This window comes from Millisia brevis NBRC 105863, assembly GCF_001552615.1.
Taxonomy (GTDB): Bacteria; Actinomycetota; Actinomycetes; order Mycobacteriales; family Mycobacteriaceae; genus Millisia; species Millisia brevis.
Window position 1 is genome coordinate 114,434 of the sequence record NZ_BCRN01000004.1, and the last position, 16,188, is coordinate 130,621.

General features: G+C 69.8%; 12 protein-coding genes. 10 read left to right on the top strand and 2 right to left on the bottom strand.

Annotated elements, in window-relative coordinates:
- Positions 1 to 10: 10 nt before the first annotated feature.
- The 4 genes from MB1_RS24910 to MB1_RS26500 all read left to right on the top strand — a co-directional run bounded on the left by MB1_RS24910 (position 11) and on the right by MB1_RS26500 (position 4,735).
- Complete coding sequence (locus tag MB1_RS24910; protein WP_245650079.1) at positions 11 to 637, top strand: CD225/dispanin family protein; 627 nt, start codon at positions 11 to 13, stop codon at positions 635 to 637.
- 55 nt (positions 638 to 692) lie between these two features.
- Positions 693 to 1,775: a redox-regulated ATPase YchF gene (ychF, locus tag MB1_RS07140; protein ID WP_066905207.1), complete on the top strand. Its 1,083-nt coding sequence runs from the start codon at positions 693 to 695 to the stop codon at positions 1,773 to 1,775.
- 345 nt (positions 1,776 to 2,120) lie between these two features.
- On the top strand, positions 2,121 to 4,340 hold the full coding sequence (locus tag MB1_RS07145; protein ID WP_245650080.1) for an acyltransferase family protein: 2,220 nt from the start codon (positions 2,121 to 2,123) through the stop codon (positions 4,338 to 4,340).
- A 113-nt stretch (positions 4,341 to 4,453) separates the two neighbouring features.
- Positions 4,454 to 4,735 (top strand): PspC domain-containing protein, encoded by a 282-nt coding sequence (locus tag MB1_RS26500; RefSeq protein ID WP_066905208.1) that lies wholly within the window; start codon positions 4,454 to 4,456, stop codon positions 4,733 to 4,735.
- Between the two features lie 10 nt (positions 4,736 to 4,745).
- Here the strand turns inward: MB1_RS26500 and MB1_RS07155 are convergent, their stop codons facing one another.
- A complete protein-coding gene (locus tag MB1_RS07155; RefSeq protein WP_245650081.1) occupies positions 4,746 to 6,980 on the bottom strand; it encodes an NAD(+) synthase in 2,235 nt (744 codons plus the stop codon).
- A gap of 457 nt (positions 6,981 to 7,437) precedes the next feature.
- Between MB1_RS07155 and MB1_RS07160 the strand changes: the two genes are divergently transcribed.
- Together MB1_RS07160 and MB1_RS07165 are read left to right on the top strand one after the other, a co-directional pair.
- Complete coding sequence (locus tag MB1_RS07160) at positions 7,438 to 8,145, top strand: M23 family metallopeptidase (RefSeq protein ID WP_066905209.1); 708 nt, start codon at positions 7,438 to 7,440, stop codon at positions 8,143 to 8,145.
- 129 nt (positions 8,146 to 8,274) lie between these two features.
- A complete protein-coding gene (locus MB1_RS07165; RefSeq protein WP_066905210.1) occupies positions 8,275 to 9,003 on the top strand; it encodes a DUF1906 domain-containing protein in 729 nt (242 codons plus the stop codon).
- A gap of 57 nt (positions 9,004 to 9,060) precedes the next feature.
- On the opposite strand, the gene MB1_RS07170 is transcribed toward MB1_RS07165, so the two are convergent.
- Positions 9,061 to 9,726 carry an Rv1157c family protein gene (locus MB1_RS07170; RefSeq protein ID WP_245650082.1) on the bottom strand — a complete coding sequence of 222 codons (666 nt, stop codon included), beginning with the start codon at positions 9,724 to 9,726 and terminating at the stop codon, positions 9,061 to 9,063.
- 221 nt (positions 9,727 to 9,947) lie between these two features.
- Between MB1_RS07170 and MB1_RS07175 the strand changes: the two genes are divergently transcribed.
- From MB1_RS07175 to mshB, 4 genes are all read left to right on the top strand, one after another.
- Positions 9,948 to 11,330, top strand: a complete 1,383-nt coding sequence (locus MB1_RS07175; RefSeq protein WP_084351116.1) for a mannosyltransferase — start codon at positions 9,948 to 9,950, stop codon at positions 11,328 to 11,330.
- Between the two features lie 108 nt (positions 11,331 to 11,438).
- Positions 11,439 to 13,358 (top strand): translational GTPase TypA, encoded by a 1,920-nt coding sequence (gene typA / locus MB1_RS07180; protein ID WP_066905211.1) that lies wholly within the window; start codon positions 11,439 to 11,441, stop codon positions 13,356 to 13,358.
- An 11-nt stretch (positions 13,359 to 13,369) separates the two neighbouring features.
- The gene (locus MB1_RS07185; RefSeq protein ID WP_066905214.1) at positions 13,370 to 15,226 is read left to right on the top strand and encodes an ABC transporter family substrate-binding protein; all 1,857 of its coding nucleotides are present in this window, start codon (positions 13,370 to 13,372) and stop codon (positions 15,224 to 15,226) included.
- Entirely contained in the window at positions 15,223 to 16,176 is a 954-nt protein-coding gene (gene mshB, locus MB1_RS07190) for an N-acetyl-1-D-myo-inositol-2-amino-2-deoxy-alpha-D-glucopyranoside deacetylase (protein WP_066905216.1), read from the top strand. The genes MB1_RS07185 and mshB overlap by 4 nt, the downstream gene beginning before the upstream one ends.
- The last annotated feature ends 12 nt before the right edge of the window (positions 16,177 to 16,188 follow it).

The window sequence follows — 16,188 nt, forward strand, 5'->3', positions numbered from 1 at the left end:
GACTCTGCGGGTGACCGACCCATACGCGCAGCGCCCCGGCGATTCGTCCCAGCCGTCCGACCAATCCCCGTCCTTCGATCGGCCCCAGCAGTCCGGGCCGAACCCGTTCGACAAGAGCCCGTCGTTCGAGAAGGGCGCGTCCTACGATCAGCCCGGCTCGTCGTACGGCCAGTCGTCGCCCTCCTACGGCCAGTCGCCCTCGTTCGATCAGGGCAGGCAGTTCGATCAGGGACAGCCCTACCCCGGATCGCAGCCGTACGGCGGATCGCAGCCCTACGAGCAGAATGCCTACGGCGCGCCGCAGCCGTACGCGCCCGCGGACCCCTGGCAGCAGGGTGCGGCCTACCCGGCCGGCGACCCCTCGGCCGCGCCGCCGAAGTCGAACGTCGGTTGGGCGGTCGCCGCGGTGATCTTCTTCTGGCCGCTGGCCTTCTCGGCCTTCACCCATGCGCTCGACGTCTTCCCGGCCTGGTCGCGTGGCGACGTCGCCGGCGCGCAGTACCACTCGCAGCGGGCCCGCACACTCGGTCTGTGGGCGTTGGCGATCTGGGCGGTCATCTTCGTGCTGATGGCGATCGCCTATATCGGGCTGATCGCGGTCGCCGTGGGCGCGGCCTCCTCCACCGGCACCTGGTAGGTCGATGTCCGGCGGCGGTGGGGCCGCGGGGGGTCACCGGTAAACTCCAACCCTCGTGAGCCTCACCCTGGGAATCGTCGGCCTGCCCAACGTCGGCAAATCGACCTTGTTCAACGCGCTGACGCGCAACGATGTGCTGGCGGCCAACTATCCGTTCGCCACGATCGAGCCGAACGAGGGCGTCGTCCCGCTGCCGGATCCGCGCCTGGATCAGCTGGCGGAGATCTTCGGTTCGGAGCGGATCGTTCCGGCGACCGTGACGTTCGTCGACATCGCCGGCATCGTCAAGGGCGCGTCCGACGGAGCCGGTCTGGGCAACAAGTTCCTGGCCAATATCCGGGAGGCCGATGCGATCTGCCAGGTGGTGCGCGTCTTCGCCGACGAGGACGTCGTACACGTCGACGGCCGGATCGATCCGACCTCGGATATCGAGGTGATCGAGACCGAGCTGATCATCGCCGACCTGCAGACCCTGGACAAGGCGCTGCCGCGTCTCGAGAAGGAAGCCCGCAACAACAAGGAGCGGGTACCGATCCTCGAGGCGGTGCGCGCCGCGCACGACATCCTCGACGCCGGCACGACGCTCTACGCCGCTCGCGATCGCATCGACATCTCGGTGCTGCGCGAGCTGACGCTGTTGACCACCAAGCCATTTCTGTACGTCTTCAACGCCGATGAGTCGATTCTCACCGATAACGATCGCGTATCGGAGTTGCGGGCCGCGGTCGCGCCGGCGGACGCGGTCTTCCTCGACGCGAAAATCGAGTCCGAGTTGCTGGAACTCGACGAGGAATCGGCGTCCGAATTGCTCGAATCGATCGGTCAGGCCGAGCCCGGCCTGCACGCTCTCGCGCGGGCCGGCTTCCACACCCTCGGCCTCCAGAGCTTCCTGACCGCGGGCCCGAAAGAGGCTCGGGCCTGGACGATTCGCCACGGCGACACCGCGCCGAAGGCGGCGGGCGTCATCCATTCCGATTTCGAGCGCGGCTTCATCAAGGCGGAGGTCGTCTCCTTTGCCGATTTGGTCGAAGCGGGGTCGATGACCAAGGCGCGCGCCGCCGGAAAAGTCCGGATGGAAGGCAAGGAGTACGTGATGGTCGACGGTGACGTTGTGGAGTTCCGGAGCGCTCCGGTATAGACAACGTCACGGTGAACAACCGATGTCGAAAGGCGACTGTCTGTCGATCTCGACATAATGGTGCCGCCGGCCACGAGCGGGTCCGTCGACTCGCGATCGGATCACGGTGGCCGTGGTGCGACCCCTCAGCGGGGTCGAGAGAGCGTCGAGCCCGGAGGCATCGGCGGCTGGTTCGAGTCGGGGAACAGGTTGTAGGTGCACGGACAGGACGAACCGACGCGGCCGGGCGTCGCAGGTCGCTCCGGATCGCCGGATTCCGGAACGGAGACGGTCGCGCGGGATGGTCGGTTGCGTGCCTTCCTGCCACCGGCATGGCGTTCGGAACGGGTGCGGACAGGAGGGTCGGTGAGCACGTCGTCGGGACGACTCCGCGCCTGGTCGACCGGTCATCACGCCGATGACGGGGCCGATCGGACCGCTGCGGTGACCCTCGACAAGCGGACCGCCGAAGCCTCCTCCGAGGCGGCCTCGACCGATGGTCCGTCCTCCCCGGACGCTCCCGACGCAACGCCGCGCACCGACTCGACCGGAACCAAGCGGCGGGACGATCTCGACGGACTGCGCGGTGTCGCGATCGCGATGGTGGTGATCGGCCACGTCTGGTTCGGCAAGGTCACCGGCGGCGTCGACGCCTTCCTGGTGCTGTCCGGTTTCTTCTTCACCGGCATGGTCGTCCGGCGGATCGGTCGTGGAGGCTCGCCCGTCACGATCATGACCAATACGATGCGCCGGCTGCTGCCCGCGCTGCTGACGGTGCTGGCGGCGATCGCGGTGACCGTCGCCCTGATCCGGCCGCCCACGCAGTGGTCCTCCACCTCGGACCAGATCCTCGCCTCCGCGCTGTACTTCCAGAACTGGTACCTGGCGGAGACCGACGCGAACTATCTGGCGGCCGACGTCTCGGTCAGCCCGATGCAGCACCTGTGGTCGATGTCGATCCAGGGCCAGTTCTTCCTCGCCGCCGCGATCCTGATCTCGGCGGCGATCTGGGTCACCCGACGGTTCGCCGGCGCGCACCGGATCCGGCCGGTCCTGACCGTCGTCTTCGTCGCCGTCATCGTCTGGTCCTTCGTCTACGCCGCGATCGGGGTCGAGGCCGGCGGTACCCGGGCCTACTACGACACCGGCGCGCGTGTCTGGGAGCTGCTGCTCGGCGGCCTGCTCGCGTTGTGGCTGCCCTCGATCAGGCTGCCGATGCTGTTGCGCCGTCTCCTCGCGGTGGTCGGCATCGGCTTCCTGCTGACCTGCGGCTACTTCCTCGACGGCGCCTCGCTCTTCCCCGGCCCGTGGGCACTGTGGCCGGTGCTGGCGACGTGCGCGATGATCCTGGCCGGCGCGGGCGGGGACTACCCGGGGATCTCACGGATGCTCGCGACCCGGCCGATGGTCGAACTCGGCGCGCTGGCCTACTCGCTCTACCTGTGGCACTGGCCGATCCTGATCTTCTGGATGGTGCACTTCGACCTGTCCCGCGTCGGGGTGCAGGTCGGACTGGGCATCATCGGGGCGTCCCTCGTGCTGGCCTATGCGACCAATCGGTGGATCGAGGAGCCGCTGCGGGCCGGGCGGGCGCCCGCACCGATCGGCGAGCCCGGCGCGATGCGCGCGCGGATCGGCCGCGGCGTGGCCGTCGGCCTGACCGTCGTCATGACGATCACCGCCGTCGGATCGGCGACCCTGTGGCAGCTGGTCATGGTGGCCAATCCCACCGAACCGGCCGGCACCCTCGACGCGCGGCAGTATCCGGGGGCGGCGGCTCTCCTGCGCGGAGTCGACGTCCCGGATGTCCCGATGCGACCGACCGTCTACGAGGCGCCGGCCGAGCTGCCGGCCAGCACGAAGGACGGCTGTATCGCCGATTGGGAGACGACCGAGGCGATCACCTGCAGCTACGGCGACCTGTCGTCCGATCGGGTGTTGGCGCTCGCCGGCAGCTCCCACGCCGAGCACTGGTTGACGGCCTTCGATGCGTTGGGCAAGACGCACAATTTCCGCGTCGACGTGTACCTCAAGATGGGCTGCCCGTTGACGGTGGCGACCTCCGAGACCGACGACGTGTTCACCGGCGAATGCCGGGCCTGGTCGGCGGAGGCGATCGAGATGATGGCCGCCGCCCAGCCGGACTGGGTGTTCACCACCGCCACCCGGCCGCGGATTCCGGAGGGCGGCGACGATGTTCCGCCGGACTATATGGACGTCTGGCATCGCCTCGGCGAGCTCGGTCTCAACGTGATCGCGATCCGGGACACCCCGTGGCTGCGCAGCGAGGACGGCATCTGGTACCGCGCCAACGACTGCCTCGCCCAGGGTGGCAGCGCCGAATCGTGCGGGATCCCGCGCGATCGAGCGCTGAGCCCGGTCAACCCGGCGATCGATGCGATCGCCCAGTTCCCGAACGTTCACGGGGTCGATCTGACCGACGGCGTCTGCGGCCCGCTCTACTGTCGGGCGGTCGAGGGCAATGTGCTGGTCTACCACGACGAGCACCACCTGTCGGCCAGCTACGTGCGCACCCTCGCGCCGGAGCTGTGGCGCCAGGTCGGGCCGATCACCGGCTGGGGATAGCCGGGCGAGCCGCAGGACGTCGGGCAGGACCGGGTGAAGCAAAGCTCCAGGTAAGGGAAAGATCGGGGTGCTCACCGATGCGCCGGCAGGCCCGCGAACGGCACAGTGGAGTCATGGCTACCGACAACACCGGCACCGACTACGCCGCCTTCGACCCCTCCACCTCGTCCACCTACTCCGCCCCCGGGATCGACCCCGCCGGCACCCCCGAGTCGCCGCGGCTGACCCGCGCGACCGACGGCCGCATGATCGCCGGCGTCTGCGCCGGACTCGCCCGCCGCTACGGGTGGGACGTCAACCTGGTGCGCGTGCTGTTCGTGCTGTCCTGCCTGCTGCCGGGACCGCAGTTCCTCGCCTACCTGGCGCTCTGGGTGATCATCCCCGCCGACCGCTGACCCGGTCGGATCAGGTGGTCGCCGCGTCCGAGTCCGCAGCCGCCGCGGTGGGCGGCTGCGTTCCGGATGCCGCCTCCGGCAGCTGTGTTCCGGATGCCGCCTCCGGCAGCTGTGTTCCGGATGCCGCCTCCGGCAGCTGTGTTCCGGATGCCGCCTCCGGCAGCTGTGTTCCGGATGCCGCCTCCGGCAGTTGTGCTCCGGATGCCGGCACCGTCCGCAGGTCCTGCAGCCAGACCCGGGCCGTCGAATCCGAGGGAGCGCGCCAGTCGCCGCGCGGCGACAGCGACCCACCGGAGGAGACCTTCGGGCCATTCGGCAGCGCGGAGCGCTTGAACTGGCTGAACCCGAAGAAGCGGGATAGGAAGACCTCCATCCACCGCACGATCGTCGGCAGGTCGTACGCCGGTCGACGATCGTCCGGTATGCCGACCGGCCACTGACCGGCGGTGGCATCCGCCCAGGCGTGCAGGGCGAGGAATGCGATCTTGCTCGGCCGGAAGCCGTGCCGCAGCACGTAGAAGAGCGTGAAATCCTGCAGGTTGTAGGGCCCGATCGTACCCTCGGTCGACTGCGGCGCCTTGCCCTCGATCGTCGGGACCAGCTCCGGGGTGATCTCGGTACCCAGGATCGACTCGAGGATCCGGTCGACCTCCGGCGTGAACTGACCGCTGCTGATCACCCAGCGAATCAGATGTTGAATCAGCGTCTTCGGGACGCCGGTATTCACCGCGTAGTGGGACATGTGATCGCCCACCCCGTAGGTACACCAGCCGAGCGCCAACTCCGACAGATCGCCGGTACCCAGGACGATTCCGTTGTGATGGCCGGCCAATCGGAACAGATAGTCCGTCCGCAGTCCCGCCTGCACGTTCTCGAAGGTCACGTCGTAGACCGGTTCACCGGCGGCATAGGGGTGGCCGATATCGGCGAGCATGCGCTCCGCGGCCGGTCGGATGTCGATCTCCTCGAAGGCAACCCCGAGCGCGTGCGCCAACGCTGTCGCATTCGACTTGGTGTGATCGGTCGTGGCGAAACCCGGCAGGGTGTAGGCGAGGATGTCCGAGCGGGGCCGGCCCAGCCGGTCCATCGCCCGCGCCGCGACGATCAGCGCGTGGGTGGAATCGAGACCGCCGGAGACCCCGATGACCAGCTTGGGATGTCCGATCGACCGCAGCCGCTGTTCGAGCCCGCTGACCTGGATGTTGTACGCCTCGTAGCAGTCCTGCTCCAGGCGCGCGGGGTCGTCCGGGACGAAGGGGAACCGGTCGACCGTGCGGCGCAGTCCGATATCGCCGCCCACCGGATGCAGTTGCAGATCGATCGTGCGGACGTCGGCGTCGGTGATACCGAGGGTGCGGCGGTTGTCGTCGAAGCTGCCCTGGCGCATCCGCTCCTGACGCAAGAGGTCGAGGTCGACGTCGGCGACCGCGCGCGTCGGCTCCTCGGGGAAGCGGTCGCCCTCGGCCAGCAGGGTGCCGCACTCGTAGATCAGCGTCTGCCCGTCCCAGGACAGGTCGGTGGTCGACTCGCCCCGCCCGGCCGCCGCATAGATATAGGCCGCCAGAGAGCGCATCGACGCCGACCGGCACAGCAGCGACCGGTCGGCGGCGCGCCCGACGGTGATCGGGCTGCCGGAGAGGTTCGCCAGGACGGTCGCCCCCGCCAGCGCGGCGGTCGCGCTCGGGGGGACCGGAACCCACATGTCCTCGCAGATCTCGACGTGCAGGACCAGGCCCGGTACGTCGGTCGCGCGGAAGAGCAGGTTCGGGCCCAACGGGACCGTACGGCCGGCGACGTCGATCGTGTCGGCGTCGAGCGCGGCGTCCGCGGCGGCGAAGTACCGCTTGTCGTAGAACTCCCGATAGTTCGGCAGGTACGACTTGGGGGCGACGCCCAGGATGCGGCCGCGATGCAGGACCACCGCGCAGTTGAGCAGGCGGTTGCCGCTGCGCAGGGGAGCGCCGATCACCACGATCGGCTGCAGATCCGCGGTGGCGGCGGCCAGGGTGTCGATCGCGACGTGGACCGCGTCGAGGACCGGATCCTGCAGGACCAGGTCGTCGATGGCGTATCCGGTCAGGGCGAGCTCCGGGAAGACCGCGATCGCGACGCCGTCGGTGTCGCATTCCCGGACCGCGGCGATCGCCGCGTCCGCGTTGGCGGCGGGATCGGCGATCGCGATCGGGAACGTGCAGGCCGCCACGCGGGCGAAGCCGTGCGCATAGGCGGAGAAGAAGTCGCTCACGTCACCTCCCGAGCCGACCATCGGCCCACGCGAGAACAATAGTTCCCGCGATACCGCGCGGGCCGGGGTACTCGGGTCGATCGTCCGGTCGCGTACGGGCGGTCGGCACGCCCGCAGCGGTTCCGGTCGACCACCGGGTGGCCGGTTCGATAACGGAACGTGACCGACACGACCCCGCGCGGGACGATGCTCCGAGTCCGTTCCGCGCGAGTCGCGTCCACCGTCGGGTTCGACCTGCCGGACGAAAACGCCGCAAAGAATGGCGATCTTTCGCCATAAAACGACCGTTTACCCGTTCTTGACGAACCATATGGTCTATCGTTCGATACGTATCGGCTCCCGAGGTGGTGTCGTCGTTGCGGATTTGTTATCTTTCCAAGGCGTCGACCGTCCGGTTTGGTCGATAGCGGTCATTTCGCCGGAAGGCGATGGTTTCGGTTGAGGGAGTCAGCTTCGTATGGGACGTCACAGCGCGCCGGTCGTCATGAGCACCAGTCGCAAGATCACCACGGCGGCCGCTGCTGCCGGAGCGGTCTTCGGTGCCGGTCAGCTCTTCGCGACGGCCACCGCCGCCGCGGACACGACCGGTGGCTTCGGTGCCGTTCCGCCCGAGCTCGAGGCGATGCTCCCCGCCGGCTTCGAACTGCCGCAGATCGCCCTGCCGGAGGTGCAGCTGCCGCAGGTGCAGTTGCCCGAGGGGCCCGCCGCGCCGGTGATCTCCTGGCCCGCCGCGCCGCAGGATGTGATCGGTGGCGCGATCGCGTCGACCTACCAGCCGGTCAAGGGCACGCTGACCTCCGGCTACGGCCCGCGCTGGGGTAGCCATCACGGTGGCGTCGACATCGCCGCGCCGATCGGCACCGAGATTCGCTCCGCCGCCTCCGGCACCGTGATCAACGCCGGCGCGGCGAACGGATACGGCCTCTGGGTGCAGATCCTGCACGACGACGGCACGGTGGCGACCTACGGCCACATCGACTCCTACACCGTCGTGAAGGGGCAGACCGTCGCCGCGGGCGACCGGATCGCCACCGTCGGCAACCGCGGTCAGTCGACCGGTCCGCATCTGCACTTCGAGGTCTGGGACCCGTCCGCCTCCAAGATCGACCCGATCTCCTGGCTGCAGGCCCGCGGCGTCAATCCCGACTGGGCCGTCTCCGCCTGAGTCGTTCCGGATCTCTTCCCGGCGAGCGCTTTTCGCCGTCCTCCCGCCGGCTCGTCAACGCCGGCGATGCATGTGGCTGAAGTTGCCAATGTGACGTATGGTGCGTTGGTTGCCGGCGGAGGAGGATGCATGGTGCGGGAACGACGAATGCTGTCGCGACGGGATTTCTCCCGACTGACCGTGATCGGTGCGTTGGCCGTGCCGTGGGTCGGGCTGAGCGCCGGCCGGGCGGCAGCCGCCGATCGTGGCACCCTGATCGACTACTCCGCCGGGATTCCCCGCCCCGCGGACATCCGCGCCGCCGGTCATCGCGGCGCGATTCGCTACGTCTCAGACCCCCGCCCGAACGCCGCCTGGATGATCGGCAAGCCGATGCGCGCGGTCGAGGCGCAGGCCCTGGTCGACGACGGCCTCGACGTCGTGTCCTGCTACCAGTTCGGCAAGGCCGAGACCGCCGATTGGCGCGGCGGCTACTCCGCCGGGATCGGCCACGCCGCCCGGGGGCTGCAACTTCACCAGGAGGCCGGCGGGCCGCCCGATCGGCCGATCTACGCGGCGATCGACGACGACCCCACCCGCGAAGACTTCGACATGCTGATCGACCCGTACCTGCGCGGCTGGGCCGACGTGATCGGGCCGCGGAACGTCGGGCTGTACGCGAACTCCGGGACGATCGACTGGGCGATCGAGGCCGGTATCGGTCAGTGGTTCTGGCAGCACAACTGGGGGACACCCGCGGGATACGTCCACCCGGCCGCCCACCTGCATCAGGTGCGCATCGACGACAACACCGTCGGCGGGGTGGGTGTCGACATCAACAACGTTCTGGCCGACGACTTCGGCCAGTGGTACCCGTAGGCCGGCGCAAGAGCCGAAACGGCCGCGTCCGTCCGGACGCGGCCGAAAGGGCGACGATCAGGCGACGGTGAAGGCGCCCAGGGTCGGCGGGAAGCTGCAGGTGATTCCGGCCTGCGTGCTGATCGAACCGCGGATGACCGCGACGACATTGCCGGACCCGGTATCCGCGATGGCGGACAGGGTGGTCGGACCGCCGGGGTTGATATTCGCGGAGTTGTCGAGAGTCGCGGTCCCACCGGCGAGCGTGGTCAGGTTGAACCAGCTGACCTGCAGGGGAGCCTGCTGGACCTCGGCGGGGCCCTCGGTGCCCAGCGCGGTGAACACGAAGCCCGCCTGACCGCTGCCGGGGCCGGGAGGCGGCAGCAGCGCCGGACCGGGTACCGCCAGCGCGGAGGCGACCGAGTTCTGGCCGGGGCCGATGCAGCCGTTGCCGACCACCGGGTAGAAGAACTGGCTGATCGCCGGGCCGTCCTGCGGAATGCCGGGCCCGCCGCCGGCGCTGCCGTCGAGGAAGGTGATCACGCGATCGACCGCGGATCGAACCGGCTCCGGCGTCAGCGGATCGCTCAGCAGCGGCCGCAGAGTGTTGTCGACGAACTGTGCCTGGGGCGTGCCCGGCGCAAGGATCGGCTGTGCGGAGGACACCGCGGGAGCGCTCACTCCGAAGACGAGCGCCATACCCGTGACGAGGGCCGCCAGGGACTTGCGCGGTACGAACGGCACAGTCAGCTCTCTTCTTTCTTCCGTACGACTCGGTGTCGGTGAGCCGGGCCCGGGGTGGAAGGACGGGCCCCGCGAGCGGTGCGCATCCACGCACCCGAGGATGCGCACGGACAGTTAACCATGTTCGTGGCGATCCGGCCCCCACCACACGCCCCGAATCCGGGCGGTACCCGACCTTCCATTACGCCCGAACTGCCCGCTCCCGTTCAACCGCCCCGCCGATGCCGTGCCGAGGGCGGCGGAGGCGGGGTCCGCCGGCCGCTACCCTCGACCGGGTGAGCGGATTCGGGCGGATCAGCGGACGGCTGGTCCGGTATGCGGGTCCGATATGTGCCCTCGCGCTGATCGCCCGGCTGGTCATGACCCTCCTGGGACCCAACGCCCGCAACTGGGTCGACCTGCACGTCTACGTCGACGGGGCCGCGCGGCTGCTGTCCGGCGACCTCTATCTCTATACGTACGCCGATCACACCCCGGACTTTCCGCTCCCGTTCACCTATCCGCCGTTCGCCGCGGTGGTCTTCCTGCCGTTGCACCTGCTGCCGTTCGGAGTGGTCGCGGTGGCGTGGCAGGTGGCGACGATCGCGGCGCTGTTCCTGGTCGTCCGGATCACGCTGGACGAATTGCGGGTGACCGACGACCGCGGCCTGTCGACCCGGTTGGCTCTGCTGTGGACCGCGGTCGGGATGTGGACCGAGCCGGTCCGCACCTCCCTCGACTACGGGCAGGTCAATGTCTTTCTGGTCCTCGGGGCGCTCGTCGCGATCCGCAGCGGCCGCTGGTGGGTGACCGGTGGCCTGATCGGGGTGATGGCCGGGATCAAGCTCGTCCCGGCGATCACCGGGATCTACCTGCTGGTGGTCCGTCGGCCGGGTGCGGCGATCGCCTCCGGTGTGGCCTTCCTCGGCACGATCGCGGTGTCCTGGCTGATCGCCCGCGACGAGACGACGCAGTACTTCACCTCGATCTTCGGTGACGCCGATCGGATCGGCCCGGTCGGTTCGGTGGTCAACCAGTCGCTGCGTGGCACCCTGAGTCGATTCGTCGGCAGCGACGTCGGGATGGGCCCGCTCTGGTTGGGCGCGGCCCTGGTGGTCGTGGTCCTGGCGGTCGCGGCCTTCGCCGTTCTCCTGCGATCCGGTATCCCCACCCCGGCGCACGGCGGGAGCGCGCCCGGTCGGGGGGACGCGATCGGCCTGCTGGTGGTCACCCAGCTGGTCGGGCTGCTCCTGTCGCCGATCTCCTGGTCACATCACTGGGTGTGGGTGATCGTGCTCGCACTCTGGCTGGTCCACGGTCCGCAGCGCCATCGTCCGGGCGCGCGGCTGCTGCTCGGCTACTGGGCGGTGGTCGCCGGTATCGGTGTGCCCTGGCTGTTGACCTATCTGCAGCCGTCGATCTGGCAGATCGAGCGACCGCTGTGGCAGGCGATCCTCGGCGCCTGCTTCGCGGTCGGGGCGCTCGCCACCCTGCTGTGGATCGCCCTCGCGGGCCGCCGGAACCGGTCCGCGACCGCCGCGCGGGAGGATGCCGGTCCCGCACCCGGTAAGCTCTCATCGGCCCGTCGGGCGCCGACGTCGAGTCGGCCGCCGGCCGCCACCTGACACGGGCTCACCTGGCCCGGCCGTCCCGCCCATCGGTTCGATGTTCGTCATCGTGCGAGGCGCGGTGGACCGGCAGTCGATCAACCGAACGAACCAGGAGACCGACCCGTGAGTACGCCGACGACCAGCGAGGTCGGGGCCACGTCCTTCCGTAACGTGGCGATCGTCGCGCACGTCGACCACGGCAAGACCACCCTTGTCGACGCGATGCTGCGCCAGTCCGGTGCCTTCGGCGAGCGCGAGGAACTGGTCGAGCGCGTCATGGACTCCGGCGACCTCGAGCGCGAGAAGGGCATCACCATTCTCGCCAAGAACACCGCCGTCCGCCGCCGCAATGCGGACGGCACCACCACCGTGATCAACGTGATCGACACCCCCGGCCACGCCGACTTCGGTGGCGAGGTCGAGCGCGGCCTGTCGATGGTCGACGGTGTCGTGCTGTTGGTCGACGCGTCCGAGGGCCCGCTGCCGCAGACCCGCTTCGTGCTGCGCAAGGCGCTCGCCGCGTCGCTGCCGGTGATCCTGGTGGTCAACAAGACCGACCGGCCCGACGCGCGCATCGCCGAGGTCGTCGAGGAGAGCCAGGACCTGCTGCTCGACCTGGCCTCCGATCTGCCCGACAGCGCCGCCGAGGCCGCCGAGGCCATGCTGGATCTGCCGGTGCTCTACGCCTCCGGTCGGGCCGGCAAGGTCTCGCTCGAACAGCCCGAGAACGGCCAGGAACCGCCCTCCGAGAACCTGGACGCCTTCTTCGACGTCCTGCTCGAGCACGTGCCCGCTCCCAGCGGGGACGTCAACAAGCCGCTGCAGGCCCACGTCACCAACCTCGACGCCTCCGCCTTCCTCGGCCGCCTGGCGCTCGTCCGCATCCACAACGGCGTGCTGACCAAGGGCGCCAACGTCGCCTGGATGCACGGTGACGGCACCAAGCAGGTCAAGATCACCGAACTGCTGCGGACCGTCGGCGTCGACCGCGTCCCGGCCACCGAGGCGGTCGCCGGCGATATCGTCGCCGTCGCGGGCATCCCGGACATCATGATCGGCGACACCCTCGCCGACCCCGACAACCCGGTGGCCCTGCCGCGGATCGTCGTCGACGAGCCCGCGATCTCGGTGACGATCGGCACCAACACCTCGCCGCTCGTCGGCCGGGTACAGGGGCACAAGCTGACCGCGCGCATGGTCAAGTCCCGCCTCGACCAGGAACTGATCGGCAACGTCTCGCTGCGGGTGCTCGACATCGGCCGCCCCGACGCCTGGGAGGTCCAGGGCCGCGGTGAACTCGCGCTGGCGATCCTGGTCGAGCAGATGCGCCGCGAGGGCTTCGAGCTGACCGTCGGCAAGCCGCAGGTGGTCACCCGACAGGTCGACGGCAAGGTCCACGAGCCCTTCGAGGAACTGACCGTCGACTCGCCGGACGAGTACCTCGGTGCGATCACCCAGCTGCTGGCCGCCCGCAAGGGCCGGATGGTGCAGATGGCCAACCACGCCGCCGGCTGGGTGCGGATGGAGTTCATCGTCCCGTCGCGCGGTCTGATCGGCTTCCGCACCGACTTCCTGACCGAGACCCGCGGTACCGGCATCGCCAACGCGGTCTTCCACGGCTACGCGCCGTGGGCCGGCGAGATCCGGGCCCGCCACACCGGATCGCTGGTCTCCGACCGCACCGGTACGGTCACCCCGTTCGCGATGATCCAGCTCGCCGACCGCGGCCAGTTCTTCGTCGAGCCGGGAACCGATACCTACGAGGGCATGGTCGTCGGCATCAACCCGCGGGCCGAGGACCTCGACATCAACGTCACCCGCGAGAAGAAGCTGACCAATATGCGGTCCTCGACCGCCGATGTCATGGAGACGCTGGCCAAGCCGTTGACCCTCGACCTCGAAGGCGCGATGGAGTTCTGCGCCGGCGACGAATGCGTCGAGGTCACCCCGGAGGCGATCCGGGTGCGCAAGGTGCACCTGTCGGCCACCGATCGAGCGCGCGAGCGTTCGCGCAGCAAGCAGCGGGACCAAGCCGTCAAGTGAGACGTGCGGGGGTGCGCATCCGATCGTTCGCCGGTGGAGGGGATCGGCCGCGCCGGACCGCCCGGCTGCTGCCCCTGGCCGCGCTCTGCGCGACCGTACTGCTCGCCGGGTGCACATCGAACCCGCCACCGCCGATCGAGGTCACCCCGACCGACGAGCCGACGACGACCACCACGGTCGATCAGCCCGCCCTGCGCGGCAATACCGTGGTGGTCGCGATCGACGAGGTCGACCAGGGGTTCAACCCGCATCTGCTGTCCGACTGGTCGCCGGTGGCCGGCGCCGTCGCCTCGCTGGTGCTGCCGAGCCCCTTCCGGCCGGTTCTCGACCCGCAGGGGGAGACGATCTGGGAGCCGGACCCGGCGATCGTCGTGTCCGCCGACGTGACCGCGCTCGAACCGTTCACCATCACCTACCAACTGCGCAACGAGGCGCAGTGGTCGGACAGCGCGCCGATCGCCGCCGAGGACTTCCACTATCTCTGGCGCCAGATGATCTCGACCCCCGGCACGGTCGACCCGGCCGGCTACGGATTGATCGACGACGTCGTCGCGTCCGGCGGCGGCAAGACGGTGACCGTCGTCATGCGGCAGCCCTATCCGGCGTGGCGCGAACTGTTCGCCAATCTCCTGCCGTCCCACCTGATCAAGGATTCGCCGGGCGGATTCGTCAGCGGTCTCGCCAACGGCATTCCGGTCTCGGGTGCCCGGTTCAGCGTCGACTCGGTCGACATGGGCCGCGACGAGGTCGTCCTCGAGCGCAATGACCGCTTCTGGGACGAGCCGGCCGTACCCGATCAGATCGTGTTGCGTCGGGCCGGTGACTCCGCCTCGCTGGCGGAGTCGATGCGCAGCGCCGACGCACAGGTCGCGCAGGTGGGGACCAATGCGGTGATCCGAGGGCAGCTCGCGGCGATCCCCGGCGTGATCACCGAGGTGCGGCCGCGCCCGCGCGTCCTCGGTGCCACCATGAACGTGCGGTCCTCGCACGTATCCGATCCCGCCGTGCGCCGCGCCCTGTGGGCGCTGCTGGATCGCGGGCTGCTCGAATCGATCGCCGCCGGCGGCACGCAGGTCGACTACCCGGCGCGAGCCCAGGTGCTGCCGCCGGGCAGTCCCGACTATGCGCCGACCGAGCCGCCGCCGATGCCGGTCGAGCAGGCCCGCGAGATCCTGACCGCGGCGGGTCTGCTCGCGCCCCCGCGACCGCCCGAGCCCAGCCCGGAGCCGGTCCCGGTGACCCCGACGACGCCCGCCGACAGCGCTGCCACCGACACCGCCAACACCGCCACCACCGACGGCGCCACCACCGGCGCCGCGCCCGCGCCCGGACCGGAGGTTCTGACGATCGCCGCGGCCACCAACGACGCCACCGCGACGGCCGTCGCGCGCACGATCGGCGATCAGTGGCGGGCCAACGGGCTGACCGTCGAGGTCGACCAGCTGGACCCGGCCGATATGTACGACGAACGGCTGCGGACCGGCGATCTCGACGTGCTGGTCGGACGCAGTGACGGCACCGACGCCCCCGCGACGATCCTCGCCTCCCGATTCGGCTGCCTGCCGTTGGATTCGGCACCCGAGGACGGCGAGGACAGCGGCCCACCGGAGGTCCTCGAGCCGATCTCGGGGTTGTGTGAGGCGGATGTGACCGCCGTGGTCGCCCGCGCGTTGTCGGCGACCACCGATGTGAACGAGGTGATCGCCGAGGTGGAACCGCGACTGTGGGATCTCGGGGTCTACTACCCGATCGCCCGGGACGCGGCCGTGGTCGCGACGGGCCCGGATGTCACCGGCATCGTGCCGGTCGGCCCGGTCCAGACCGGTGTCTTCGCGTCGGCGGACCGGTGGCTGCGGGTGACCCAGTGAGCGCCGGCCGGATGATCCTGGTGCACGCGCACCCGGACGACGAGTCGATCACCACCGGCGGCACGATCGCCCGCTACGCCGCCGCCGGCGAGGAGGTCACCATCGTGACCGCCACCCTCGGCGAGGAGGGCGAGGTGATCGGCGAACGCTGGGCCGGGCTGGTCGCCGACCGGGCCGATCAGCTGGGCGGCTACCGCATCCACGAACTCGATCTCGCCGTCGCGGCGCTCGGTGCCGATGCGGCGTCGGGCCCCCGCCACGAATTCCTGGGCGGCGCGGGTCGCTGGCGCGACTCGGGGATGGCCGGCTCGGCCGCCGCGGCGCATCCGCGGGCCTTCGCGGCCGCCCCGCTCGCCGACGTCGTCGACAGCCTGGTCGAGGTGATTCGTCGACTGCGTCCGCACGTGCTGGTCACCTACGACCCCTACGGCGGCTACGGCCATCCCGACCACCAGCGGGTGCACCGCGCATCCACCGACGCGGTCGTCGCGGCCGCGGACGCGCGCCACCGTCCGGATCTCGGTCGGACCTGGTCGGTCCCCAAGGTCTACTGGACGGTGACCGGAGCCGGGCAACTCGAACGGGGGATCGCCGCCCTCACCGACGGATCGATCCCGCTCTGCGACGGATGGCGACTCCCGGAGCCGGGCGAATTGCCCAGTGTCCCCGACCGATCGGTCACCACGGCGATCGACGTCGGCCCCTGGTGCGGCGCCAAGGCCGCTGCCATGGCCGCGCACGCCACCCAGATCACCGTCGCCCCGCACGGCCGGGGATATGTGCTGTCCAACCTGATCGCCCAGCCGCTGTTCGACACCGAGATGTTCCTTCGGGTCGACAGTGCGACCGGATTGCCCATCGATCCGCGTAGTGTGACTTCCGACACCGATGGTCGGCTCGAGACGGATCTCTTCGCGGGGATCGTCGCGGCCGCCGGGGGCATCGAGTGAAGGGGCACGACC

Coding starts and splice junctions, on each gene's coding strand:
- MB1_RS26500 (WP_066905208.1), top strand. CDS start 4,454: ATGGCTACCGACAACACCGGCACCGACTACGCCGCCTTCGACCCCTCC.
- MB1_RS07160 (WP_066905209.1), top strand. CDS start 7,438: ATGGGACGTCACAGCGCGCCGGTCGTCATGAGCACCAGTCGCAAGATC.
- MB1_RS07165 (WP_066905210.1), top strand. CDS start 8,275: ATGGTGCGGGAACGACGAATGCTGTCGCGACGGGATTTCTCCCGACTG.
- MB1_RS07175 (WP_084351116.1), top strand. CDS start 9,948: ATGCCGTGCCGAGGGCGGCGGAGGCGGGGTCCGCCGGCCGCTACCCTC.